The sequence below is a fragment of the Nonomuraea ceibae genome (assembly GCF_019396325.1).
Lineage (GTDB): Bacteria > Actinomycetota > Actinomycetes > Streptosporangiales > Streptosporangiaceae > Nonomuraea > Nonomuraea ceibae.
The window spans coordinates 106,600-131,337 of record NZ_JAHKRO010000007.1; the positions used below are offsets into that span (position 1 = coordinate 106,600).

Sequence of the window (24,738 nt, forward strand, 5' to 3'; positions counted from 1 at the left end):
ATTGCGTGACGCCCTTTTCGGTTGATTTCCCGGCCCCGGTGCGGGCCGGTGTTTTTCGTTTGCGTCACGACCACCCCTCGCCGGCAACGCGGGCGGCAAGTCGATCCGGCATCAAATAGTGTCACCCCGGCGGCTAGAGAGGCTGCCCTAACAAAACAACCGCTGATCTACGGAAACATCTCGCGAGAAAGTCGCCGGATCGGCTTGACATCCCGGGCAGGCCCGACTCTTCGCCTAACAAGAATACGACGGTGGACGATGCCGGATTGCCTGAATTCCCGTGGGAAAGATTCTGCGAGGTGAATGCGAATTCCGATTGACATCACTACGGAAGCGAGCGTCCATGGAATTAGGCGGGAACACCGCCGACAAACGCACCCTGGTCAACGCGCCGGGGTAAACGGAAGGAGCCGCATGGAACACACCGGGATCGGAACCCGTACCCACCGCCGCGTCAAAGCCGGGCACGCCCGCGCGCTAGCCAACTACGGCCCCGGATGGGCGATCATGTGGGACGACCCCAATGATCAGCCCGTCATCGTCCCGACCGAACGGGGCGACGACGGCACCCTGCTGGAAATCTGCACATACGAGGACATGTTCACCCTCGACGGACATTGCTCTACTCAGGAAGACGCCCGCACGTGCGGCGCATGCATGCCGGGCGGGCAACCCGACTTTCAGGCGATCGCCGCCGACATGACCGACATTCTCGGCGACTACTACCTCAGCCGCGATGACATCGCCGCGTACATGCCCCTCACCCTGCCCTACACCCGCGCCCTCAGGGCATACGGCTACCAGCGCCACTCACAGGGCAGCCGCTACCCCGCCGACCACACTCGCGCCCACGACATCTACGGTCAGGAATACCGTTCGTCTGAAGGGCACATTGTCGAGGTACATGTCCCGCTGACGCCCGCCACCGATCCCGCCCACGGGGACGCGCCCGCGCCGCCGCTCACGATCCGATGGATCTACCTCGGCCGTATCGCCCCTGGCGGCATGTACCCCGTCACGGATCTTCGCGCCGACACCCCGCCCGCTGACGTGGCCGAGCTGATCGCCGCCCACGTGAACACCCATCCGCCCACCGCCGCCCCGGACGCCACCACAGGCGGCGCGGGCGGGCCTGAGAGCACCGCCACGTCCGCCCCCGCCTAGCCCCTACCCCGGCAACGCAACCGGCCCCGGCACCGCCCTACGGCGGTACCGGGGCCGCGCGTTTGCCCCGGCCCGGTCAGCCCACGTCGGCGAACCCGTACCCGGTGGCGTCATCCAACGCCGCCAACCCCAAACACCCCGCCCCGCACGGTTCCCCCGGCCCCGCGTCGCACCCCTCACACGCCCGCGCCGGGTCGGCCGGACGGAAGATGTCGATCATGCCGCCCGGCAACGCGGTCGGGTCCGACACATAGCGGGCCGGGTTCAGCACCACATCCGTAGGACGGACATCCGCCGCCGCAACCGCCATGAACTCGCCGTCGAAGTCGCCCGAACCATGCGCCATTTCTTCCGCCTTTCTACTTTCTTTCCGCTGACATTTCTATTTTATCTCGATAGTGCCACCACCCGTAGGGCGTGCCGCTTTTTCTCGCGGCAGTAAGGTAAAGCTTTTCGCCTCTTTCCCGGCCTCCGATCCGACACCGCCCCATCCCACCGTCACTCCGCGCCCCGCCGCCGCTTCCGCCCGCCCGAACCCCGTGACCAGCCACGACGAGACGCTGCTCGCCACACAGGACAAGGTCCCCGCAAGGGCCGGCCAGCGGCCGGGCCGCTGGCCGGCAACCTGCCGTTGAAGGAAGGGCAGGACGGAGACACAAAGACGGAAGAAGAGAAGAGAAATTAACAGTGCAGGCATGCACGAGAACGCGCGCACACATATTCAAGGAGTCGCCTCTAGGCGATTCGGGGCGGCCGAAGCAACAGACGAAACCCGCATGACCTGAGCAGATGACACGCCAGAGGGTGTCGCGATCTCAGCGGCGACACCGGATGCGACAACAAAACGCGACACCGAATGCGACACCGATCAACACCTCACCAGCGGAACCCGCAACACCCCGCCGAAGTGATGCGACGCCCATGCTGCCAGGCTTGCTCTTAGCTCGGCGGCGGGTTCGCCTCACCCCTTACGTGAGACGAACCCCTCCAGCCCTCCCCGTACCCCTGCGCATCCAACGGGGCGGACTGACCGGTATGAACGCCCACCTGCACCCCAGGTGTCAAGCCCGGCCCCGAACCCATACCGCACGCGGCCCGCAGCCCTATGCCGCGATGCCACCAGCCAACGGCGAGGGCCTGTGCCGGGCACGGCGATGACGATGCCGGCCACCTTCCTCCGGCTCGATCGTCGAACCGGAGGAGGCCCTTCCCGGGGTGCGCGAGTCGGGCCGTGATCGGTCACGCCGCCGACGCCACGGCCACCACCCGTCCTGCCACCACGTCATCCGTGCCCCATCAGCGCCCGCAACCGCCCACGTGCCCGTCACCGACCGCTCCGCCGCCATCCCCCCGACGGCGGCGTACCGGCCGACCACGGACCGCTCAGCCCCGCAGCGACCCCACCGCCTGCACTGGCCGCACCCGCCCCCGCGTAGGGTGCGCCCGCCGAGGCCCACGGCGCAGGCTGCAGAACCAGCTGAGCCCCGTTCCGCACCGACGGGATCGGCGGCAAGGCGTACCGCAGTTCCCGCGGCCCGGTAGCGCTGATCACGACCTGCTTGCCGCGCAGCGCCAGCCACCGGTAGCCCACCACCAGGAAGCCCCAGTCAGGCCAGTCCCGGCGCAGCGCGGCGAGCGCCTGCCGAGCCCACGGCTCCTGCCCGTACGCGGACACCTGGTCAGCCTTCCACCTCAACTCCTCCAGACGGCCCCCTCCTCCTGACGGCTGGCACCAGGTTCATCCGACGGTGGCAATCGCACAACGCCACTCGGCTCCTCCACCCGGTCACCCGTCACGTCATCCGACGCCGGCCCGGTGACCGGTTCGGTAGCTCCCTTGGTCAGAGAAAGCTCCGCCCACACCGCGTGCCCGGTCGCCGCACCACCCGCCACCCCGACCCGATCCGCCACCTCGGCCACCACGGCCAGACCCCGGCCGTCCTCGGCCACCTCCAGCACCGAGCCAGGCGTCCGCGAGAAGTCCGGGACCGGCCCGCCACCCAGGTCATAGACCACGATCCGCACCGACTCCGCCCCGCGCAGCACCTCCACCACGAAGAACCCCCGCTCCCGGCCCGAAAAGGAGTGCCGCAGCGCGTTGCTGACCAGCTCAGCCGTCACCCACCGAGCATCATCAGCCCGCCCCGTGTCGGCCAGAAGCTGCCCCACCATCCGGCGCGCGAGAGCCGACTGGTCACCCCGTCCAGGAAAGGCTCGCCGCCACGCCATCCCACCCCACACCCGCGAGGAGCGGAACGTCGACATCACCAGACCCGGCGCCAGATCCGGAAACTCCTCCCCGAACGGCTGCCGCCGGAAGCCGAAAGCCGGCGACGTGTGGAGGCTGCTCGGCTCGGCCAGGCTCGTGTGCTGCGTACGCGTGTCCATGCAGGATGTCCCTTCCGGTCCTCATCCCGGCACCGTGCCGGGAGCGGCCAGCACCATCACCCACCTCGCCGCCCGAATCACACCCCCAACCCGAAACGCACACCCACACCGTCCCCACCAGCAGCAATCCGCCATGACCGGCCCGGGCCGCCGCCATCCCCCGACGTCGATCACCCCACGCCCAGGCTGGAGCCCCTCCACCAAGCCCGCCTACCGTCCCCTCACCCCGGAACCCCAACGGGCCTACCACGCACAACGCGCAACATGTGAAGGGACACCCAGGCCATGTCCGGCACCGGATACCAGACCCTGCTCGACTGCCGACGCCGCAGCCGCTACCTACGCCAGCACGGCTTCACCACCGACCAGATCGCCGTCATCCTCGGCCTGGACCACCCCGCCACCCCACTACACCTCTACCGATACACCGCCGGGCTCACCGCCGCCCAGGTGGTCGAGACCTTCCACCGGCTCGCCGGCACCACCGGTGCAGGGCTGCGCGAGGCCCGCTTGTATGACTACGAGAATTGGCCGCAAGCGGGCCGGCGCCCCTCCGTCTTCACCTTGCGGCTTCTGGCCCGCATCTATGCCACTCAACCGGTCAAGCTGCTCACCGCCGAGGTTCTAGCCGGCTACCCCGCCCGGGATCGGCGTGCGCTTCGCGACGGCGGGTGACGTCCCGGTCGTTGTCACCAGGGTCGTACCTCCGGGCGGGCTGATTAGCGCAGGAGCCGCTCATACACCTGCCGGGCCTGCGGGCTCGGCGCTGTATCGATCTCCGCCAGCCGCTCCTTCAACAGCTCGAACGAGCGCCTGACCGCGAGCTGACGGCCCAGCTCTGCCTGAATCGTCATGAGCTGACCCCACAACATCTCGCTGTAGGGATCGATGCGCTCCACCGCCAGTTGCAAGACGTCCACCGCCCGATCCGGATCATCTGCCCGCATCAGCTCGGCCAGCCGTACAGCGGCGTTGACCGCATGCCGCTGAGCGGCCTGCCGGGGCGTGAGCACCCACAGATCATCACGACCCGCCAGTAGCGGCCCCCGATACAGCGCCAGCGCCTCATGCAAGGCCGTCGTCCGTGTCGCGTCGTCAGCCGCGGTGGCAGCGCGCTGACACGCGGCGTCGAACCGCCAGAAGTCCACATCGAACCATGCCGCAGGCAGCAGCCGCCGTTCTCTGGACTTCACCACGAACCGCACCCCCGACGCGCACCCGGTCGCGTGTCTCATGGCCTGGTTGATCTCCCGAACGGCCGACTCCAACCGGCGCCCGCCGCGCTCGCCATCACCCGGCCACAACACCTCTACGATGCTCTCGGACGACACCCCGTCCGGGGAAACCGACAACAGCGCGAACAGATCTTGCGCCTCCGCCCGCCCAAACGGCACATCTTGCCCACCCCAGGCCACCCGCAGTACCCCGAGCGCCTCGACCCTGGCCTTGCCCGGTGCCACCACGAAGCCCGATTCCCCGGACCCAAGCGGAGCTGTCACGGTGTCTGGCGCAGGGGCGGATGCTCGCGGTTGCTCGCCGCTTTGCGCAGGTACAGGCGCGGCGGTCTTCAGGCTCTCAAGGTCGCCGGCCGTCCTCACCTTGGCGGGCGCGACGCGGGGAGTCTGCATGTCAGCAGCCAGCGTGACGGGAAGACCCTCCCGCTCGCTCTGGTGCCCTTGAAGCCGACGGCGAACCACAGACGGCTCCATGCTTAGTCGAGCGAGCCGGGACCGCACTCTGGCGATCAGCGTGGCACCCAGCAGCATCACCAGCAGTCCAAACGCCAGCGCGGCGCCAAACGGTCGCCTCACCTCAGACGAGGCCCCAGCGCGGTTCTCCGTCCTATCTCCTGCGCCGCCGCTCGCGGGCGGCAAGAGAGGTGATCGCGAGACCACAGGCGACGGGAAGGGCGAAAGCGGATCGCGTGGCCTGATTCGAGTGTGATGCCGCTGGGAAGGCGCGCTGCGGTCCTGATGGTGCCTGCGATGGACACGCCTGACGGTGTCGCGTCGGCTCGGAATAGGCTCGGCCGGCCGATCTGGCCGTGAGACCGTCTCGTGCCACTTGCGCGGCTCATCTCTGCGCGGCTTGTCTGCTTGTTGCTTGGTCGACGCAGTCGCAGGTATGGCAACAGGCGTTGGCTGGGAACGTTTCGTTCTGGAGGGTGAGCTCTTCGGTGTGGATTGCGCCCGTGGCCTTGATGATGGCTCCGCCTCGCCCAACTCCACCACGCCCCGTTCGCCCCCGGTGGGCCTGCGGCGTTCGCCGCACCGTGGCTGTCGGCATGGCAGAGCGCCGGCAACCAGCTCGGCCGTGCTGCAGCCGAAGGACGCCTCGACCGCGGCCTGCGTGCCCTCCTCACCCACATCGTGATCTTCCACTGGAACCGACTCGGCCTCTCGGCCACCACGCAAGGCATCCTGTCCGACGCGGCCACGGCCGCCTTCCTCCCCCGGACCTGACCATGGACCCCGCTACGCTGCACGCCGCCGTCCGCCACTTCCCCTCGTCGGCCGCCCCCGCCCTGCCTGCTCATCGCTTACCGAACGGATCAAGGAGATCGCCGACATTGCCGACACCGCCATCAGCTCCGGCGTTGACGCGCTGCACGAGGGGGCGCACGCGCTGGACAAGGCCGCGCTGCTGGCCAGCGACTGCGGCCTTCCTGACCTGGCCCGCGACCTGTGCTGGCAGCACATCAACGTCTACCGCGAGGCCGGCCACCCGCTCACCGTGCTCCAAGCGAGATACATGCTCGAACCCGCCCTCAACCTCGCCTGCCTCCAGATCCGCGCCGACGCCGGACAACACGCCCTACGACTCCTGGACGCGATGTACCAGGCAACCGTCAACAGCACCGACCTGATGATCGAGGACCGCCGCCTGCCCCTGGCCAACCTCACCGGCACTCTGCAACAGCATCACAAGCTGCGCGAATGGGTCTGGCTCCAATACCTCGCCGACGGCATCCGCGCTCTCGTCCTTGCTGGACGCTGGGACGAAGCGGTCACCCACGCTCGAGCCCACAACGGGATCGGCGTGCATCTCATGGAAGGGCGACAGGTCGAGATCATCACTCATCTCCTGCACGGCGATCTTCAGGCCGCTCAAGCCGCCCTGAAGGGATGCACGCTGACCGAACCCTGGGAACACCTGGTCGGCTCTTGCCTGAGCGTGATGTGCATGGACAAGACGAACGCGTTGCTCAGCCGAAGCGTCGCGGACATGGTCGAGAGGTTTTTCGGGAGCGCGTTGCTACCCGGGTACGCCGTCTTCCGGACCCGGCTCGGGCTGACCGTGGCCACCCTCGCCAGCAGCACCGATGCCAAAGCGGCCTACCGTGTTCATTCCCAGGTAATCGAGGAGGTGATCGACTGTGGTGACGGGTATGCCGTTCGCGACCTCCTCACTGGCGACCATCTGCTATCCGATATTCACCAACATCCCCTGACCCGTCTGATGGCAGCTTCTGGCCTGATGGCTGGCAAACTGCCGGAGCCCCTGCTCAACACACTTGCCTGCTCAACGAGACTGGCAACGGAGGCGTTGACCGAAGCCATCCGACTCAACGAGCTCTCTGAACGACGCATAGTTTGACGGAGGCCGTAGTACAGCAAGGGCCTCAGGAACCCGGACAGGTCCAGTATGCGATGCGAGCAGGTCGCGGCCTGAGTCCCCTCTCCCGTCTCAGGAGCTACCTGCTGGAAATCAATTTGACCGACTACGACCTGAGCGAGCAAGCGCCGTAGCAATCCACCACCTTCGTTATGTTTTCGATATCAGCAGGCCCCCTGGAGCGCTCCACATTCAGGCAACCTGATTTTCGCCATCGGAACCAGTTGCACCGCGGTGGCTCCGACGTCTGGGCATGCGTGCCGGGTCCATAAGCCGCGCCAGTGCGCAGACTTCGGAGCCGCTCGCCCCTGGCTATGGAGCTTGCTGGCCCGCCCGGCCTCTAGACGTGAGGGTTTAGGCAATACGCGCGCAATGCAAAGATCAGTCAGGCATGTGCCAGGTTGACCAGGCTGGAGGGGAAGATGGCGGGTACAACAGCTCCGTTCGAAGCATCGGCGTCCGCGGTCGGCTACGTGTACCAGCTCCGGAGGGCCCTTCATTCCTGTGTCGACCAGCACGGCCGTGGACTCGACTGGTGCATTGCCATCGAAGCTGGCGACGACGTGGAAGAACTCGTCGAAGGCGGCCGGGTCCTCTATCAGCTCAAGCATCGGGCCGCTGGCGTCACCATGTCGGACTACAGCACGGACCTGTGGAAAACCCTGCGGATATGGGCTCATGGCATCACCAACAAACAGCTCGACCTGGACGAGACGGACCTTCTCCTCCTGACTACCGCTGAGCTAGCCCCCGACTCGGCTGGCTATCTCCTGCAACCTCTCGTCTCAGGGGTCAGGGACGAGAGTCGTGGGCTTGAAGCGTTGGAGACCGCCAGGAAATCTTCCACCAGCAAGGACAACAAGAAGGCATACGAAGCCTTCGACAAACTCTCAGCGGATGAGCGACGGGCCATGGTTGCCCGAATACAGGTCATCGGCAATGCTCCGGACGTCGATGCGGTGGAGAAGCTGCTGCTGGAGCGAGTGGTCTCCGCCGTCGGACATGCGTATGCCAGGCCCTTCCTTCAGCGCCTGGAAGGCTGGTTCTTTCAGCGCACGATCCGTCAGCTGCGAACCGATGAGATGGACGCGATCACTGGTGACGAGTTCGACCAGGTGTTCACCGACCTGCGTAATCAATTCCGGCCGGAGAACCTGCCCATCGACGAGGACATCGCTGTACTCAAACCAGATCCATCGGACTATGCGAGCATGACCTTCGTCCGCCAGATGGAACTGATCGACATCGGCAAGACCAGCATCGGGATCGCAGTGCGCGATTACATCCGCGCGTTTGCCCAGCGTTCCCGGTGGTCAGACGACAACTTGCTGTTGCCCGGCGAGATCAGCAAGTACGAGCGCCGGCTCATCGAGGAGTGGCAGGACCTCTTCGCGGAGATGGAAGACGACCTCGGCGCAGAGGCGACGGAAGCGGAGAAGATAGCAGCCGCCAAGGAGATCTATCGATGGGCTACGCGCAAGGCACGTCCCCGCATCCGCGTCGGGTGTGACGAGCCATTCGTCGCCAAGGGATCCTTCCACATCCTGGCTGATGACCTTCAGGTGGGCTGGCACATTGATTTCATGACCCGGCTCATGGCCGTACTGGAGCCGGCGGGAGCGACGCAAGCGTGAACCCACTCACTGAACTCAGCCGCGAAGAACGCGCCTTGTTCAACCCGGCCTTTACCGCGCTTGTCACCTGCCGCGCCGTCCAGGGCCACGAGCTCCAGTACAGCCAGCCGTGCCCGGTCCCAGTAGCGGTCTTGTCCGCCGTGATGGCACTGCAACCAGCCGTACGTCGCACTCTGCCGAGATCCCGAAACAGTGGGCTGAACCGATGGCTGGAGGAGAACAAGGGTGTCAAAGTGACCATGTCACAGAACGCCACCGCCTTGGCCGCAGTGGTGCGGCCCGGGCTCCTCTTGGCACTACAGAGCGATGCCGTACACGTCGATGAGGACGGCAAACTTACCGTGGCACCCGGTCGGCTCACGAAGACGATCAACGGCGCCACGGACGAGATCCAGGCCATCCAGAAGGCGGCCCATCTTCTGGGGCGCTGGCTCCCCAGCACGGGCAGCCTCAGTACCGTCATGACATTGCTAGGAGTCCGGCCGTGACGTTCCAGATCAGTGCCATCTCCATCTACAACGAAGACGGCCACATCCGCACCGTCCCCTTCAAGACCGGCAGGCTCAACATCATCACTGGCGACTCGCGGCGCGGGAAGAGCGCTCTGCTTAACATCGTCGACTACTGCCTGGCCAGCAAGGACTATGTCATCAAGGGGGCGGCGCTGCGCAACTTCGTGCAGGTCTTCGCTGTCACTCTCGTGAAGGACCAACAGCAGTTGTTCGTGGCGCGGCCGGCTCCGGCTGGCAAGGCGGCCACGGCGACCACAATGTGCGTCGTCTCTCAAGCGCTCGGCGCGGCGCCTCCGCAACGGGAAGAGCTGAACTTCTCCACCCCTCTCGACATCGCCAAGGATGTCTTGTCGGAGTTCACGGAGATCGACCGGACGGTCCGGATCCCAGCCGTGCGCAGCACTACCCCGATCCCGCCCTCAGTGCGCCATGCGCTGTTCTTCTGTCTACAGAAGCAGAACGAGGTAGCCAACCCAGACCTGCTGTTCCACTCGCAGGGTGAGGAATTCTTGCCAGCGACGATCCGGGCAATGATTCCCTACTTTCTTGGCGCCGTCGATCCCGAACAGGCGTTGCTAGAAAGCCGACTCCGTCTGCTGCGTCGGGAACTCGCACAGATGGAAGCGGCCGTAGCTGCTGCCCACAGCCTGTCTCCAGCCTCCGGGCAAGCGCTGGCTCTGGTCACCGAAGCCGTTGAGGCAGGTCTGCTGCAACCGCCCCAGCGGGAGATGACAGCAGAAAGGGCGTTGGAGTATCTCCGCCAAGCCGTCAACGAGAGCGCCCCCACGCAGCTGCCCGAGGCCGGAGATGATCCAGTTGCCGCTCTCGTAGAGCAACGCCGAAGGCTGCGTGAACGGCATGGACAGATTCGTGCACGCATCGCCAATCTTAAGCGTGCCGCTCAGGAGAACAATGAATTCCTTGACCAGGCGGCTGAGCAGCATGCCCGTCTGGCCACTCTCAACCTCTTCGCACCACCCACCACCGCAGACCAGGAACCGCGTTGCCCGGTGTGCGACAGCCACCAGCCGCAATTGAGCCAGATCGCGGAGGTCATCAATCGCGACCTCGGCCGCCTCGATGCCGACATGACTGTCATCGGCAGCGACACCCCCGAAATCAACGCCCTCATCGCAGCGGAAGAAGACACCCTCCAGGAGATCCGCAGTGCGCTGGGCCGCAATCAGGAGCAGCTCGACACGCTGACCGCCGGCCAGCGCGCTGCGCAAGGCCAGACAGATGCCTCGCGACGTGCCGTGCTTGTCCAAGGCCGCATCAGCCTCTTCCTGGAAACGGCCGGACGCCATGTCCAAGGACCCCAAGTCGTGGACCGGCGCGAAGAAATCAGAGCGAAGATCACTGATCTCGAGGAAGCGATCGGAGCCGGAGCACGAGACGATCGGCTGAACAGTTTCGTCTCCCGAATCAATATGAAGATCAAAGCCAAGGCTGTCGCCTTGGACCTCGAGCACAAGGAGTCCCCCATCCGCCTCGACCCGCGAGGGTTGACCGTCATCGCGGATACCACACGTGGTCCGGTCCGTCTGGCCGACATGGGCGGTGGAGAAAACTGGCTTGGTTACCACGTCGCCACTCTCCTGAGCATGCACGAGTGGTTCTCCGAGCAGCGCAGCCCCGTGCCTCGCTTCCTGGTCCTAGACCAACCATCCCAGGTCTACTTCCCCGAAGACGCCCCAGACGGCACCGTCTTGGCAGGACCCGACAGGACCGCCCTGCTCAACCTCTACAAGACCATCCAGAGGACGATCGAAGCCCTTGACGGCAACTTCCAAGTGATCGTGATGGAGCACGCCGACCTAGACGACGAACCCTTCCGGAGCTCGGTTGAGGCGCGATGGAGGCGCAGCAACGGCCTGGCTCTCGTTCCTCAAGATTGGATCACCGAAGACATCAATGATGACTGACAGGTCCACGGCTCCACGACGAAGGTCGCGGAGCCGTACCAGTGGACGACCGCTAGCCGGTACGAGCTGCCCGCAATTTCGTGTCAGGTAGTCCGGTGCTACAGAAGACGCCAGAGATGATACAAGGGGGCGCAGCAGCCAACCTCCTGTTAGCCTTCCGCGGCTCCATATTTGTCGGGGCTCGGGCATAACATGCCCATCTGGAGGCACCTGAAGACGGAATCCGTCTCACATTGCTGTTTTTGAGGCGTGGCCTGACCGCGAGATCGCACACTGCGCCCAAACGCCGAGCTCTGAGGCTACTCTTCAAGCCTTAGATGCTCCATCCACCAATAGTAGTCAAAGTCGGTTCGCCCCAGAACAAAGGATGCATGCTTCTCAATTCTTTGGAGGAGTCGCGAGATTTCCTTTGGAGTAAGTTCGTCCGCCTCTGCATACTTACGCAGGAGAAGCGAGGTGGACATCAAACGAGACACGCCTACTTCATCGCAAAGCCGACGGCCAGCCCTGTCATCTGTGGCTAGAGGCCATGAACGCGCGACCGCTGCCGCGATGGTCGCCGCTTCGCCATCATCCACTTTGGCTGCATACTGCACATAGAGTGGAAATTCGTCTTCAACCAGTTCCGTGAACTCCAAAGCCCCGGATCTGAGACGTTCCGCAACGTTGATTGGCACAATGACACGTTCCCCGTCAGCGTTGTCTCGAAGGGAGGAAACTTCTCGGGCGGCCTCGCTTACCATTACAAAGACGAGGTCATTCGCTGCAGCGATCTCATCGAATTTCTGCGTAGCTATCAAATTGATGGCGACACAGGCATCAAGCAGAAGACGCGCGGTCATAGAGTCAGCCCGTAGGGTCTATTTCAACGAGGTCGAAAATTTGTGGGGCCCCATCGTCACTTACGTCGGGGCTCCCGGTAAGAGAGCGGTAGATGTCGCGTGCTCCTACTCTGTCAGTACGGAGGAAGCGGGCAAGTTGCCCTTCTGTGATCTTTCCTTGCGCGTAGAGCTGCACCGCCAGCGTGCGATAGTGCTGCGGCAGAGAATCCCCTTCTCCAAGCAGTTCACTCATCCCCAGATGGCGCTCGGCAGCGCGCGGCTTGAACTTATTATCCACCAGCTTGTCCCAAGTGCCACCGGGAATGAGTTGTAGATCTTCAAGACGGTGAGTCATGGCCTGGACGGACACTCGGTATGCCCTGGCCAACTGCAGCAGCGTGGTGGGGGTTGCCTTGCCACTCTGGCTTCGCTTGAGCTCATGAAATCGTCGGGCGAGCCCGCTTCGGGGCATGAGGAGGGCCGCGGCGAAGGTATCAGCGAATCGCTCGCCCTCGGGGACCCTGGTCGAACGACCAAGAAGGGTTACTTCGGGACGATCACGGGAGACAAGGAAATGCGCGTACTCGTGGGCCATCGTGAACCGCCGGCGTTCCAAAGGATGCTTGGCATTGACTGCCACGCATCCGCCAAGGGGTTCTGCGTAGATGAACAGGCCGGCGACCCGGGCAGGTAGCGAGATGATGAACAGCCTGATACCGACGTCGTTCTCCAGCACCTCACGCAGCCGTTCAACAGGTCCGTCTCCTAGACCTAGACGGTTACGCTCATCGGTTGCGAGGTCTTCGGCCTCCTCCGTACTCAAGTCGAGGGTGCGTAGCGCGGGGTATCGTCGCGGCAGCTCGGCGCCAGCCTGACGCGCGAGATCTAGGTAGTCATCTCCGATCCGCTCGAGTTCAGTGATCAGTGCATCGATGTCTGGCACAGGCGCCTTCGCACCGAGTGCTGCTCTGAAGCGGGCGCCTACCGCCGCAGGCGGCGCTGATGGCCGGAGCAGCTCATTGAGCGGACGGCCGTACAAGCGCGCAAGCCGGACCAACTCCTCCGGCCGGACCTCGCGGCTGCCCTTCTCTATTGCGATGAGGAGAGGACGGCTGACGCCCAGTTCGGCGGCGGCCTGCTGTTGCGTCAGCCCTCGCGCCTCCCTGGCTGCTCGAAGCCGAATGCCTAGCGAAGATGGGCTCTCTTGTTCGGTACTCACAACATCTATGGTCATCACGCAGCCGTCCTGTCCCGTGGTGGGGGGGTATCTCCGAACTTGGCCGACACCACGGCCCACTCCTGACAGTAGGTACGATAGAGCCGGACAAGATCGTTTCGGGAGATCATTCTGGACGCAGATCGTAGAGCCGGAAACTCCATCATGAGCGTGTTCCACGGATCCTCGCCTCGCAGGCAGCGCTCAAGGCGTAGGGCTTGCCAGGCCATGGCCGCCCACTGCTCGCTGGTTGATGGGTCAGCCCGACGATAGAGCTGACCCGCCTCCAGATGACTCTTCTTGGAGGCATGGATTGCCAAACGCCGAAGTAGGCATGAAGTGCAGATTCCGCAAGGTTTTCGGCCGCGAACGCGGGCAGAAAAGCCGCTGTCGCAGGAGACTGATTGTTGAAGCGCCTGATCGGCATCCTCTGGAACGGAAGCGATCAACTCTGCTTTGGTAAGCGTGAGATAGGGAGCGTCGATACTGAACGCCTCGCCGGTCACAGAACCGATAAGAGCGCTCATCATATGCAACGTCTTGGGATGCATTGCGCGCGTGGCCTGTGCGCCATACTGAGAACGCAGGTAAGGCAAGTTTATGGCGCCGATTCCGTTCTCATACACCCTGAGAAAGCGGCGACTCATGGTCCAGGCCGCAGCGATCCCAGAAGCGAGATAGACAAACCCTCTCGTTCGCTGGCTTGATTCGATATCAGATAGGCGTAGATTTAGGTTGAACTGCACAGGCAGGCAATGCCCATGGGTGAGATTTTTGATCACCTGGCGCTGTTGATACAACATCCAATTATTAGTGAACACGCTAACAGCCACAACACGCCGCTCATTCACGAAGAGATCTCTCGCGAGCCCGGCGGTCGAATCCATTCCTCCAGAAAACAGGACTGGATCCGCATCCGGGGGTGCCGTCTCGAAGAGCGGTGACTGACCTGGCGTCAGAGGACCCTCTCCTTGACAGAACTCAAGGATCCATTCGTCGTCCGACAACCAGCGAAGCAGTTGCGCAAGTTGTTCTGCATTGGCGTTCCAGACATCCGGACGCCTCACAGGGATTCGCACACGCATCGTCCGAGACCAGCTGCAGCCGTAGTCGGAGCTTCTCCACCCTATTCGGGGAGTCAGACGATCAGCCGCATGAACACATGCTGCTACTTCGAGGAGATCTGCCGCATACCACGGGATCTGCTGGGCAAGCCCGTCCATGACTCGCCGGCCGTCCAGAGTAATGGCGACACCCCACGCTAGATCCACGGGTGGCTCGGCGATCCCGCCCGGCCAGCAGGCCGCGCCGGGCCAACACCGGACAGAGCTCAAGGACATCACAGATCCCCCAAAGGCGTCTCAAGCAGTTCAGAGGTAGACATGCCGCTCGTTCTGAATCCAGGGGCACGCAGCCCCTTCCCGTCAGGATGCCGCAGCAATCTGACGGCAAGGGCCTTGATCTGTGGATGCGCCAAGACAAGTTCCATGATGTTCAGAACCTGCAGGAGTTCCTTACCCCTGCGCACTGCATCCTTGACCATCCGATCGAAGCCGAAGTGGAAGGCAAGCTCTTTGAGAGATGCCTCCGCTACGACCTGTTGAGCCTCTAAGGTCGCGCAGCTTGCGAGCTTCTCGGGCTGGGCCTCCACGAGGGCATCAACAACTTGCCGAGTGATCACAGTGGGCGGGTGGTTCGATGCATGCAACGGATCATGGCCATCGATCCCGAGGTCTAGTTCCGAGCACTTGGTCTGCGCGCGCTGGACGGCCTCATCGGCAATGTCCCGTAGCTCTGGAACACCGCCTACATCACGAAAGGTACGGGCGAAAGCCTGCGCTGTTGCACGCGCGAGCTGGTCAAGCGAGGCTCCGCTGTCGATATAGCGCCAGACCTTACTCCATCCAGGAGGAAGGCCGCGCAACCACCTGTCATCGTCCGGCATGACGACCACCTAGTCCTTCTGACTATGTCATCATCTTTAGCGTACTTCCTCCTCCTGTTGTGTCAATATGTAAAAGCAGGACGGCAGAAGGGTCCGTCCAGTTGCCACCCTCGACCTGGCCGGAGGCCAACGATGTCGTCGAGCACCATCGAACCTGGAGAGACCCGCAAGACCACGCTTTACCGCCTGCAGGAAGCAAGAGGACATCCGAATGACCTGACGAAGGTCATCGTGCCTCGGCACTTGGATGACGAGCGATTCACGGCCGGCCCCGCCGACGTCACCGGCATCCCGTCCCTCCTCATCCATGGCACGATCTCCAAGGGCGTCACGGACTGGTCAGCCGTACTCGAAAAGCTCACCTCCACCTCCGTCGAGGAGACGAACTGCACGGCGGCCGCCGTACTCGTCATCCCGGTCGACGAGGGGGTCTTCGCCCTCAGCTACAGAATGGGCCACCTGCTGATCGATCCCCGTTTCATCGATCCAGGGTTCGGTCTCAGCTTCGCCGTACGAGCCGTCGACCCCAAGAGCGTCAGACAGGTCACCCGAACGGCCATGCTCGCTCAGCCACGTTACGAGCGCAGCTCTGTCCCCGGCGGCCAAAACATCCGCTGGTATGGCATCGAAGAGTACGGCGAGATCGTCGGCAGGATCACCGGCCAGTTGGCCAACGTCGAACTCACCTTCAACAGAGGGCGAAAACGCCGCATCAGCGTGGCCGGCACCGACTCTCTCAAGGTCCACCTCGCCACCGACCCCGAGGATCTGTTGGATGACCTCCGGCGTATCGGCAAGATCTGCGCCAAGGAGTCTCCAGCCGAGGAACTCGAGTTCATCGCACGCCTGCGAGCGCTGAAGCCGAGAGACCCGCTGATTCCCCGGCTCAACGAGGCGCTGGACGACCTGCTCGGCGGCGGCACGGAAGGTGAACTTGCCCTCGCGCTGCCCCTTGCGTGCCAGGACGTAGAGGAAGAACACCAGTCGTACAGGGTAAAAATTGGTCAACGAAGGTTCACCGCGGAGGAAGACCTGTCCCTCGAGACGCTCCTGGCACTGACGCAGCCGCTCCCCCCCAGGCCAGCGAATCAAAGCGCTCCGGGACGGTTACATCCAGGTTTGCGCCGACCACGAAGGCGAGGAACCGCTGAGCCGAAGGGTGAAGGGGCATCTGTGGATCTCCGCCGACATCCCCTTGGACGCACATCGGTACTTCCTCCACGAGGGCAAGTGGTACGAGATCGGCACCGCACACCTGGAGAGCATCCACAAGCACGTCACGCAGATGCTGTCGCAGGCGCCCTCCATACCCCTCCCCTTGTGGGACCTGGCCTTCACCCGCGAGGACGCCTACAACGACGAGGTCGCCCGTCGCGGCCAGTTCCTACTGCTCGACAAGAAGGTGTTGCGCACCACCCAACACCCTCATGGCGTCGAAGCGTGCGACCTCCTTGGCCCCAACGGCGAATTCATCCATGTCAAGGCACCCACTGGTTCGGGAGAGCTCAGCCATCTCTTTCGCCAGGCTCTCACGTCCTACGACGCCCTCCGCTACGACCCCGAAGCACGAGAAGAACTGGCCAAGCTCGTCAAGGCCACCCAACCCGGCATGTCCATCCCGGCACGTCCCACGGTGATCTTCGCGATCGCACTTAAGAGCAAGAAGAAAGGGCAACCGGCTACCTACCGCCCGCTGACCGTGGATACCTTGTTCACCTTCTCCCAGGTCTCTCTCATCCATACGGTCCGGGTATTCGACCTGGTGCAGGTGAAGGTCGAGGTCATCGACATCAGCCCACAGCCATGACAGCCGTGCGGGGCCTCTCCTTCACACTCCTCCGCCGGGATATGGCATGCCTACGCATCTGGCGTGACGGATGACCGCGACGGATCCTGCGCTTCGCCTCCAGGCCCGGGGCTTGTCTAGGTGCTCCTGAGTGGTGTCGGGGGTGTGGTCATGTCGCAGACGATGGGTGTGGAGTCGGGCGGGATGTCCATGAAGGGACGCCTTTCCAGTGAAGGGCTTCAGGCGGCCTCTCTGGTGCAGCGAGGCGGCCTCGCACACGTCCGTGTCCGCGGACTTATCACGGGCGGACAGCATCCCGATTCGTCGGCCGTGATATCCAGCCCTTCCGTGCTGAGCTCCAGCCGCAGCCCGACCAGAGCAGGATCGCACGGCCTGCGGGGCCTGACCACCAGGACATGGGCAATGCAGCCATCTTTGGCGATCGCCAAAGAGTGCGCCAGAGCCCATTGCACACGTTGAATTCATAGAGTCGTCCATGGTTTCGTCGGATATTCGAGTTCTTGAGCCCCATTCGGTCAAACCCCGGAGGTCCAATCAGGCGTCAACGCTTATGCCTTCGGCGCTTTCGGGAGCAGGTCGTCTGGGCCGCGATAAAGCAGGCGGACGCCGGCGCCAGTGCGAAGTCGTCGGGCACGCAACACGCCCTGGCGCTCGCGGTTGAGGCGAATGGCGGCCTCTCCGAGCAGGTCGTAGCCGCTGGACCAGATCTCAATCTTGTCCGGTCCAGTATCAGTCACGCGCAGCCAGGTACCAGGCTCAGGTACTGTCCCGTACCAGGTGACCTCCTGCAAATCCTCGGTCCTGCGGCCCCATCGAAGCGAGCGCTGTGCCCGCGAGGGGTTCACGAATGCCACCCATGCTAACCGTGACTCGGGTGTAGGCCAGCTTTCGCTCAGGGCCTGCGCAGGGTCAAGGTCATCAATCCATTGGCGCATTTCGGCAGCCGAGTCGAATGTGGCGGCAGTGCTCTTGGCTGCCGATATTGCCGCGAGGCGATGGTCGAAGCCAGAGCGTATGAGGATCGAGGCTGCCCGATTGAACGTTCCCGTCTCGATTGCGGTTACTGCCGTGCCCAACAAGGCGTCGGCCTCGAGGTTGCCTTGGGCAATTTCGTAGACCCTGGCAGCTTCCATTCCCCAGACCAGCCGGTAGATGACGTCGGCCTCGATGAACTGCGTTATCGCGACGCGGTCGCCGGAAAGGTCGCCGAGGGCCAGACCGTGAACCCAGTGCCTCAATACCTCGTGCCAGTTGCCGAGCACTGTCTCGGGAGCGAAGATTTCCATCGCGAACAGAGTATCGGCGATCGCCACGAGCAAGTCGGCGGCGGTCTCGCGGTCTGCGTCGGCGATGGCGGCTTCGGCTTGGCCCGCCAAGGCGATGATGCTTCCAGATACTTGTGCGAGCTCGGACCCGGCGTTGGCACCTAGTCCAGCCAAGAACCAGCCGCGGCGTTGGGACGGTGTGGACGTTTGCCACAAGTGCCTGGTCCGGCTGTACACCAGTCCGCGTACGGCAGCGGCTAACGTGTCGTCGTAGCGGCGAAGTTGCCGTTCCCACAGCGAATCGCGCAGGGCATCTGTGACGATCTGCGTCGCGGCGTCGGCGACGTTGTCCAAGCCGCTGTCTCCGACGACGCTCAGGATGCCGATGTCGAGCAACGCGAGGTTCGACTGCCAACTCTGGGCAGCGGCGGCCCGTCCGTCATCAGGCTCCTGGGACACGATGGGCAGGGACCAGTCGGGCCCGCCGGTGAGGTATTCGAGAAGGGGCTCCACCGAAGTGAGCTTCTGCGATGCGTACATCCTTTTCAGGAGTTCAACGCCGATATCGATGAGACCGGATCGCAGGGCCTTGCCGCCATCTCCCTGCGTGAGTGCGAGCCATTCTCGCCAATGTCTTTGAGTTGGTTTGAAGATCGGATAGAGAACGAGCCCTTCAGTGTCGACGAATGCGCGGCCCGCACGCCCGATCACGTTCGCGAACTCGGAACCCTTGAGCACGTCCCTGCCGCGGTGAAGGCCGTGGAAGAGGACCGTCGACGCGGACAGGTTCAGTCCTTGGGCGAGAGTCGGTGAGGCAATAGTGACCTTCAAGCTGCTCCGCTGCAAGAGTCGCTCGATCTCGCGCCGGAAGGGACCGGGGAGCGCTCCGTGGTGGATGGCCACGCCTAGCCGAAGACACTCCAATATCGGATGGTCGGCACCGAACCACTCGGCGCCCACGGCGAGCGCGTCGTGAAGGTCGACGTCCGCGGGGAGGACGGAGGAAATGAGGTCTCTGCGGTGGAGATCAATGATTGCGCGAGCGTACGGCTCCACGGAATTCCGCTGGGGGCAGAAGACGAGGACGGTCTGGCCTTCTTCGACCAGACGCCACGCGGTGGCGATGACGTGTTCACGTTGGTTCGCCGGGAACATCTTCCTGCGCCGGCCGCTCGGCTTCTTCGCCTCGAAGTAACGCGGGATGAACGGTTGGTCGGGCCCGAGGGTGACAGTCAGTCGCGCATGGTTTTTACGCCACTCGACAAGGCCGAAGCGCTGCTGCGTCGGGCGCCACTCTTCGCGGTGCAGACCGTCCGGGGCATCATCAGTGATCCATGCGACGAAGTCGTCGAGTTCGCTCCCGGACGGAAACACGGCCGAAAGACACAGGATGCGGCGCGTCGAAGCGTCTGGACGACGCAGGAGCCGCTGGATCTGGGCTTCGTAGCGGACCTCACGCTCGGTGGCTCCGATCATGTGCCCCTCATCCAGCACGACGAGGCCGACATCATCGAGGACAGATGGGTCGGATCGAAGCGCGAAATCCAGCTTCTCCGGGGTCGCCACGACGATTGCGCTGGAACGCAGGGTGTCCTCGTCGACGTCACTCGTCCCCATGCTGCCGTAAAGGGACGAGACTCGGATGCCTAGCGGCGAAAAGGTCTGCGCGAGGACCTGCTCAGTCTGAGCGGACAAGGCTCGCAGCGGGGTGACGTACACCGTGCGTCGGCCCTGTGCAAGACACGCCAAGATCGCCAGCTCGGCGATACGGGTTTTGCCAGCGCTGGTTGGCAGCGCGACAACGAGATCCTGTACGTCCTGGAAGATCCTGCCGACGACGTGGAGTTGGGAGGGCCACAGGTCTATCTCCGAGCGTTCCCGCGCGAGGAGCGATTCAACGAAGGTGCGCCGGAGATAGCGCCACCGTTCGACGTTATCAGCAGCTCCTGGCGGTGGTTCATCCGGGATGTTCGTCTCAAGGCTGGTGTCGAACAGGCCTCCGAGCAGATGTCGAGTGAGCCGATAAACCCACCAGGGGCCGGGGGCGCTCACGTCCGAGGACGCCTGCTCGCCAAGCCTCAGCTCTTCGAGGGCCGCATCGAGCAGGTCCCGGCTGCCGATCTCGATTGCGAACAAAGCGGCCGAGACCGCCGAGAGATAGTTCTCGCTGAGGAGAAGGACGATGGGGCCGACCTGGTCCGGCGACGTGTCTTCCTCCGTGCTGCTGCCCACTGCGGTAAGGCTCATCAACAGAGCGTCATCGGAGAGTTGGGGAGAGGAGCGCAGGGACTGGGTTCGCTCCTCGATCGAACTCAAGTCGCGCAATACCAGGTCCGCCAGCGTCTGCTCCATCGGCGTCAACCGCCCCGACTGTCGGCTCGCTTGGATCAGCGAGAACGCCCGCGCGGCGTAGCCACCGAGATGGCTGGCCGCGCCGGCGACAAGCCCGTGAAAGACCAAGTCTGCTTCAGGCGTCGCGTTCCGGCTGGCAGCCTCGAGGGCGTAGGAGCTTTGGATGAACCCCTGCTGTGCGAGGGCGATCTGCTCGGTCGTGTCGTCGTCCGCGGCCTCCAAGAGCTCAAGGCTTGTGGCCAGCAACGCGTACCCGTAGTTGAGCAGGTCCGCGTCCAGAAAGGGACTGAACGTGGGTGCGTCTCGAGGAAGAACGCCCTCGCGCCGGATCATGGATTGGGCCTGCCCACGGGCCAGCAGGCGCCCACGAAAGCCAGTGTCGGTGGCTATGGCAAGACTTTCTGCCAGATCCCGCGCCTCACGAGCCACCGACGATCACCCCTTCGTAGGCGTTTTCAATGAACTCTTTGTGGCCTTGAACCCGAAGCGTGATCGTCAGCTGTGGCACGGCGCCCGGGTACGCCTGGAGATCTGCTGTCACGTGTCTACTCGGGTCGCTGCTTGTGAAGAGGAACATCAAGTGACCAACGCGGTCGGGACGGACGCCTTCCAAGAGCTGCATGTCAAGCACGGCCTGGCCGACGACACTGTCAACCGTGGACACGAGCCGTTCGGCGAACTGAGTGAGCGAGTGCGGCGAGGGCAACTCATCGTTGCGTGCTAGACCTTCGCGAGCCTCCTCAACGGTACGCTTGCTCAGCGTGACGCGGCTTTTCGCCTCCGCCTTGGTGATGTGAGGCTTGCCATCGGCGTCAAGCCTTGCCCCGAGTACGTCATCCCCCCTCATCGCCCACTCTTGATGGTCACGCTGAATGAGTCTGCTCGGTCCAACCACATACCCGCGCTCTTCGTGTAGGTACGCCGTCGCAAGAATCTCACCCATGTCCCCGGAACGAGCGCTTGACGTGGTGGGAAACTTGTTGCGGAGGAACTTAGCCACCGCATCCTTCCCAAGTCGCTCCGCGATCAGCGCAAGGGACTCGGTTTCGGCGTACGCGCTCGGAAGAGTTGCGGCGAGGGCACCAGCACCCCCGGCATCATCGTACGACTCGATGACGCCAGCATGGTGGTCGCCAACAGGCACCAATCTTTTGAGAGTGCACCAGCTCCTGAAGTCAGTCATGCACTTCCGCCCACATGTCCATCCCCCAAGACCTAGTGTTCGCTGGACGAACTGTACCTGGAACGCTTTTCATCCTCACGCCGCCTGCGCAACTCGGTGATTCTGCAGGACGGCGATGGCCTGGCACAGGTGACCGGACTTGGACGGGCTACAGCGTAGCTTGCGGAGGATCTTCCAGCTTCATCTGGGCGTTCGCGCGCTCGCCGGGGACTCGGAGTCTGGTGTGGGCGCGGTTGACCCGCTTCTGGGATTCGGGCTTGTCCTTGCCTTGTACGGGTGCGGACCGGACCTTCGGCTCCTTGGTAGGCCTAATGAGCAGCTAGGCCTCGCCCCGAGCGGCAGTAGGAGAGGCCTCATAAGTAGCCAGCGCTCGTAGTGCTGAGACAAGACAGGCACCCCAGTCTAGTTCCCCCGCCCAGACCAGCTGCAGTGCTGCCTGAGCGGAAACAACTTGGTCTCCGACCCGATGAGGAACCGGGTGCGCCCAGGATCCACCGGGATCCGCCGCTCCGCGTCTCTCACGAACGAAATCACACCAGTTCAAACACCGGCGGAGCCCCTCGAGTGAGCGTGAACTCCTTGCTAAGCCTTCAGCTGTTCCTGACAACTAACCCGCCTGACAAACGTACGGCCCGTGGCATCCTGGTCTGCTCTTCTCCGATCGACTTGGAGGTACACACGATGCGCGATGAGAAAAAGATCCTCGAGTATGCCCGCGCCCTGGCTGACGAGCTCGAACAGGACATGACCTGGAAAGCCAATGACGGCCACGGCTACTGGAAGGCTGACGACCGCCAACTCCTCTCAAGGATCAGCGCACGGGCTGCTGCCGCGCTGGAGTTCTTCCGGCAGTACTCCGGCCCCGACAGTACGTGGACCGAGCAGGCCGCACGGTTGTATGCCAACAAGGGGGACAACCAGTCCACCGAGTCCGGCGCACACGGCCTGGGTGACTTGCTCCGGGAGTGGTGCCATCAGGTCGAGGCCGACATCACGGAGATCGTCGGAGCGCGAGCCTGGGCGGAAACTGGCCTGGCCAGCACCGACCTAATGAGCCAGGTGCGGCGTCTGCTGGACGACCGGCAGACGCACCCGGCCGCCGCGATCATGCTATGCGGCGCAGCACTGGAGATCACGTTGCGCGCAATCGCTGACGCCCGCAGCCTGGTGATCGATCGACCATCCCTGAACGCCTATACCGCCGAGCTGCGGAGGGCCGGGCTGATCACCGCGCAGGACGTTAAGGACATCACGCAACTGGCGGGACTGCGCAACGCGGCGGCGCACGGAGACTTCGACGTGCTCAGCCCAGAGCGAGCGGGACTGATGGAGCAGCAGACCAACATGATGCTCCGCCAGCTCGCCGAGCTGGTGTAGCTCGCTCGTGGTTCTGCACCGGGGGTCGGGACCGTAAACGAGGGCTGGGCCGCTGTCTCCAGACAGGGCAAAGCGCGATGAAGACTGAGCCATTTCCAACCTGAAGCACCACGTCACAGGCTTGTTGCAGGCTTGCGGACTTGACCTACAAACGGAGAAGCCCCTGGTAGATGCGTTGTCGACCAAGAGCAACAGCATCCCCAGGAGCTTCGCGTGCTGTTCTATCGTGCTGCGCTGCCGTTGTCACGCCGTACGTTAACGTTCCTGTCCGGCCTCATCCGCCGTCATCGCAGGAGGATCGGCTCTCGCTGGCGCAGGCTCAACCCTGGTCAGCAGGCCTTGCTCACGCTTGTCCACCTGCGCAAAGGTGAGCCGTTCACGGAACTGGCGGAGGGCTTCGCCGTGGGCGCCACCACGGCCTGGCGCTACGTCCGCGAAAGCGTCGATCTCATGGCCGCCCTGGCCGACAACGTGCACGCCGCCGTAAAGCGCGCGGCCCGGTTGGCCTACACCATCCTGGACGGCACCCTCATCCCCATCGACCGGGTGGCCGACGAACGGCCGTACTACAGCGGCAAACACAAGCAACACGGGATGAACATCCAGTTGCTGGCCGATCCCATGGGCCGGCTGACGTGGGCCTCGCCTGCGTTGCCGGGCGCCGTTCATGACGTGACCGCAGCTCGGAAGGTCGGCCTGATCGACGCCGTGACCGGCGCCGGCGTGACGACCTTCGCGGACAAGGGCTACCAAGGCGCGGGCGGCACCATCCGGACGCCGTTCAAGCGGCATCGCCATCGACCCTGGCTGTCGCGTGGGCAGCGGGACGTCAACCGCTCGCATGCCCGCATCCGTGCCATTGGCGAACGTGCCGTCGCGATCTTGAAAACCTGGAAGCTACTGACCAAGTTGCGCTGCTGCCCACATCGAGCGACCGCGCTCGTGCAGGCGATCCTCGTACTTCAGCTCGTCGAAGAGGACCGCTACTCAGGATGAAAAGAGCTCACTTGTGTAGGATCGCAGACCTCGCCCCAGTTCATGGGCGCGATCCAGCCAGTTCTGGTCGAGGTGAGTCGACCGCTGAGACGCTGGGCCGCGAGGTTACGGGCGTAAATCACTGACCGATAGTTGCTCGTATGCGTTCGATCTGCCGGGGAGCTCGAACCTCGTCAGGTAACCTTGCCCCTACGCAGCACGCCGAGCAGCGAACAAATGGCACATAAGGCCGATGGTCAAGAACGCATGGTTGCTCGTTGGTTGCTCGCACGTATGCGCTACAGCACGGCACGCGTGGGTACAGGCCGTCACAACGCCGGAAAGAATCCCGGCCACAGCGATACAAATCAACACTCGGCGGCACTGAGCGACACCCAGGGAACCGACTCATAATCCGTGGGTCGTGGGTTCAAGTCCCACCCGCCCTACTCACCAGTGCCGCGTTCGACCTGGGCTTTCTCGGTTTCCTGGGGCCTCGCGGCACCTCGTTGATCATGATTGGTTGCTCGCCGACTGCTCGCGGGCACGGACCGGGCAC

Annotated in this window: 18 protein-coding genes and 3 pseudogenes; 10 read left to right on the top strand and 11 right to left on the bottom strand. The window is 63.7% G+C overall.

The window, feature by feature from the left end:
• Positions 1 to 414 precede the first annotated feature (414 nt).
• Positions 415 to 1,164: a hypothetical protein gene (locus KME80_RS07440; RefSeq protein WP_219501815.1), complete on the top strand. Its 750-nt coding sequence runs from the start codon at positions 415 to 417 to the stop codon at positions 1,162 to 1,164.
• A 76-nt stretch (positions 1,165 to 1,240) separates the two neighbouring features.
• Here the strand turns inward: KME80_RS07440 and KME80_RS07445 are convergent, their stop codons facing one another.
• Together KME80_RS07445 and KME80_RS07450 are read right to left on the bottom strand one after the other, a co-directional pair.
• Positions 1,241 to 1,510, bottom strand: a complete 270-nt coding sequence (locus KME80_RS07445; RefSeq protein WP_219501817.1) for a hypothetical protein — start codon at positions 1,508 to 1,510, stop codon at positions 1,241 to 1,243.
• 1,346 nt (positions 1,511 to 2,856) lie between these two features.
• Positions 2,857 to 3,552 (bottom strand): ATP-binding protein, encoded by a 696-nt coding sequence (locus tag KME80_RS07450; RefSeq protein WP_219501818.1) that lies wholly within the window; start codon positions 3,550 to 3,552, stop codon positions 2,857 to 2,859.
• A gap of 285 nt (positions 3,553 to 3,837) precedes the next feature.
• On the opposite strand from KME80_RS07450, the gene KME80_RS07455 reads away from it, so the two are divergent.
• Positions 3,838 to 4,227 carry a hypothetical protein gene (locus KME80_RS07455; RefSeq protein ID WP_219501820.1) on the top strand — a complete coding sequence of 130 codons (390 nt, stop codon included), beginning with the start codon at positions 3,838 to 3,840 and terminating at the stop codon, positions 4,225 to 4,227.
• A 44-nt stretch (positions 4,228 to 4,271) separates the two neighbouring features.
• Here the strand turns inward: KME80_RS07455 and KME80_RS07460 are convergent, their stop codons facing one another.
• Together KME80_RS07460 and KME80_RS07470 are read right to left on the bottom strand one after the other, a co-directional pair.
• Entirely contained in the window at positions 4,272 to 5,318 is a 1,047-nt protein-coding gene (locus KME80_RS07460) for an AfsR/SARP family transcriptional regulator (protein WP_219501822.1), read from the bottom strand.
• 766 nt (positions 5,319 to 6,084) lie between these two features.
• A complete protein-coding gene (locus tag KME80_RS07470) occupies positions 6,085 to 6,276 on the bottom strand; it encodes a hypothetical protein (protein ID WP_219501825.1) in 192 nt (63 codons plus the stop codon).
• 27 nt (positions 6,277 to 6,303) lie between these two features.
• Between KME80_RS07470 and KME80_RS07475 the strand changes: the two genes are divergently transcribed.
• The 4 genes from KME80_RS07475 to KME80_RS52635 all read left to right on the top strand — a co-directional run bounded on the left by KME80_RS07475 (position 6,304) and on the right by KME80_RS52635 (position 11,238).
• Entirely contained in the window at positions 6,304 to 7,149 is an 846-nt protein-coding gene (locus tag KME80_RS07475) for a hypothetical protein (RefSeq protein ID WP_219501827.1), read from the top strand.
• Positions 7,150 to 7,568: 419 nt separating this feature from the next.
• Positions 7,569 to 8,801, top strand: a complete 1,233-nt coding sequence (locus tag KME80_RS07480) for an ABC-three component system protein (protein ID WP_219501829.1) — start codon at positions 7,569 to 7,571, stop codon at positions 8,799 to 8,801.
• Positions 8,798 to 9,289, top strand: coding sequence for a three component ABC system middle component (locus KME80_RS07485; protein WP_219501831.1), 492 nt, complete (start codon positions 8,798 to 8,800; stop codon positions 9,287 to 9,289). The genes KME80_RS07480 and KME80_RS07485 overlap by 4 nt, the downstream gene beginning before the upstream one ends.
• Entirely contained in the window at positions 9,286 to 11,238 is a 1,953-nt protein-coding gene (locus KME80_RS52635; protein ID WP_219501833.1) for a DUF3732 domain-containing protein, read from the top strand. Before KME80_RS07485 ends, KME80_RS52635 begins: the two co-directional genes overlap by 4 nt.
• 299 nt (positions 11,239 to 11,537) lie before the next feature.
• Here the strand turns inward: KME80_RS52635 and KME80_RS07495 are convergent, their stop codons facing one another.
• The 4 genes from KME80_RS07495 to KME80_RS07510 all read right to left on the bottom strand — a co-directional run bounded on the left by KME80_RS07495 (position 11,538) and on the right by KME80_RS07510 (position 15,220).
• Complete coding sequence (locus KME80_RS07495) at positions 11,538 to 12,080, bottom strand: hypothetical protein (protein WP_219501835.1); 543 nt, start codon at positions 12,078 to 12,080, stop codon at positions 11,538 to 11,540.
• A 4-nt stretch (positions 12,081 to 12,084) separates the two neighbouring features.
• Positions 12,085 to 13,278, bottom strand: a complete 1,194-nt coding sequence (locus KME80_RS07500; RefSeq protein WP_219501836.1) for an XRE family transcriptional regulator — start codon at positions 13,276 to 13,278, stop codon at positions 12,085 to 12,087.
• 14 nt (positions 13,279 to 13,292) lie between these two features.
• On the bottom strand, positions 13,293 to 14,360 hold the full coding sequence (locus KME80_RS07505; protein WP_219501838.1) for a 7-cyano-7-deazaguanine synthase: 1,068 nt from the start codon (positions 14,358 to 14,360) through the stop codon (positions 13,293 to 13,295).
• Positions 14,361 to 14,614: 254 nt separating this feature from the next.
• Positions 14,615 to 15,220 (bottom strand): hypothetical protein, encoded by a 606-nt coding sequence (locus KME80_RS07510; RefSeq protein WP_219501840.1) that lies wholly within the window; start codon positions 15,218 to 15,220, stop codon positions 14,615 to 14,617.
• Positions 15,221 to 15,352: 132 nt separating this feature from the next.
• Here KME80_RS07510 and KME80_RS53135 point away from each other — a divergent pair.
• Both KME80_RS53135 and KME80_RS51720 read left to right on the top strand, forming a co-directional pair.
• Positions 15,353 to 16,225, top strand: a pseudogene (locus KME80_RS53135) (DUF6119 family protein); the annotation flags it as partial.
• Between the two features lie 79 nt (positions 16,226 to 16,304).
• Positions 16,305 to 17,027, top strand: a pseudogene (locus KME80_RS51720) (DUF6119 family protein); the annotation flags it as partial.
• Positions 17,028 to 17,575: 548 nt separating this feature from the next.
• Here the strand turns inward: KME80_RS51720 and KME80_RS07525 are convergent.
• The 3 genes and pseudogenes from KME80_RS07525 to KME80_RS50075 all read right to left on the bottom strand — a co-directional run.
• Positions 17,576 to 21,073: a DEAD/DEAH box helicase gene (locus KME80_RS07525; RefSeq protein ID WP_219501846.1), complete on the bottom strand. Its 3,498-nt coding sequence runs from the start codon at positions 21,071 to 21,073 to the stop codon at positions 17,576 to 17,578.
• Positions 21,063 to 21,827 (bottom strand): Hachiman antiphage defense system protein HamA, encoded by a 765-nt coding sequence (locus tag KME80_RS07530; RefSeq protein ID WP_219501848.1) that lies wholly within the window; start codon positions 21,825 to 21,827, stop codon positions 21,063 to 21,065. The genes KME80_RS07525 and KME80_RS07530 overlap by 11 nt, the downstream gene beginning before the upstream one ends.
• A gap of 75 nt (positions 21,828 to 21,902) precedes the next feature.
• Positions 21,903 to 22,104, bottom strand: a pseudogene (locus KME80_RS50075) (transposase family protein); the annotation flags it as partial.
• A gap of 404 nt (positions 22,105 to 22,508) precedes the next feature.
• Between KME80_RS50075 and KME80_RS07535 the strand changes: the two are divergent.
• Positions 22,509 to 23,204, top strand: a complete 696-nt coding sequence (locus tag KME80_RS07535; RefSeq protein WP_219501850.1) for a hypothetical protein — start codon at positions 22,509 to 22,511, stop codon at positions 23,202 to 23,204.
• Positions 23,205 to 23,417: 213 nt separating this feature from the next.
• Complete coding sequence (locus KME80_RS07540) at positions 23,418 to 24,200, top strand: transposase family protein (RefSeq protein ID WP_219501851.1); 783 nt, start codon at positions 23,418 to 23,420, stop codon at positions 24,198 to 24,200.
• Positions 24,201 to 24,738 lie beyond the last annotated feature (538 nt).

What these genes read in the sequence shown, in the direction of transcription:
- KME80_RS07440 (WP_219501815.1), top strand. Translation starts at nt 415, where the DNA reads ATGGAACACACCGGGATCGGAACCCGTACCCACCGCCGCGTCAAAGCC.
- KME80_RS07445 (WP_219501817.1), bottom strand. Translation starts at nt 1,510, where the DNA reads ATGGCGCATGGTTCGGGCGACTTCGACGGCGAGTTCATGGCGGTTGCG.
- KME80_RS07450 (WP_219501818.1), bottom strand. Translation starts at nt 3,552, where the DNA reads ATGGACACGCGTACGCAGCACACGAGCCTGGCCGAGCCGAGCAGCCTC.
- KME80_RS07455 (WP_219501820.1), top strand. Translation starts at nt 3,838, where the DNA reads ATGTCCGGCACCGGATACCAGACCCTGCTCGACTGCCGACGCCGCAGC.
- KME80_RS07460 (WP_219501822.1), bottom strand. Translation starts at nt 5,318, where the DNA reads ATGCTGCTGGGTGCCACGCTGATCGCCAGAGTGCGGTCCCGGCTCGCT.
- KME80_RS07475 (WP_219501827.1), top strand. Translation starts at nt 6,304, where the DNA reads ATGCTCGAACCCGCCCTCAACCTCGCCTGCCTCCAGATCCGCGCCGAC.
- KME80_RS07495 (WP_219501835.1), bottom strand. Translation starts at nt 12,080, where the DNA reads ATGACCGCGCGTCTTCTGCTTGATGCCTGTGTCGCCATCAATTTGATA.
- KME80_RS07505 (WP_219501838.1), bottom strand. Translation starts at nt 14,360, where the DNA reads ATGCGTGTGCGAATCCCTGTGAGGCGTCCGGATGTCTGGAACGCCAAT.
- KME80_RS07510 (WP_219501840.1), bottom strand. Translation starts at nt 15,220, where the DNA reads ATGCCGGACGATGACAGGTGGTTGCGCGGCCTTCCTCCTGGATGGAGT.
- KME80_RS07530 (WP_219501848.1), bottom strand. Translation starts at nt 21,827, where the DNA reads ATGACTGACTTCAGGAGCTGGTGCACTCTCAAAAGATTGGTGCCTGTT.
- KME80_RS07535 (WP_219501850.1), top strand. Translation starts at nt 22,509, where the DNA reads ATGCGCGATGAGAAAAAGATCCTCGAGTATGCCCGCGCCCTGGCTGAC.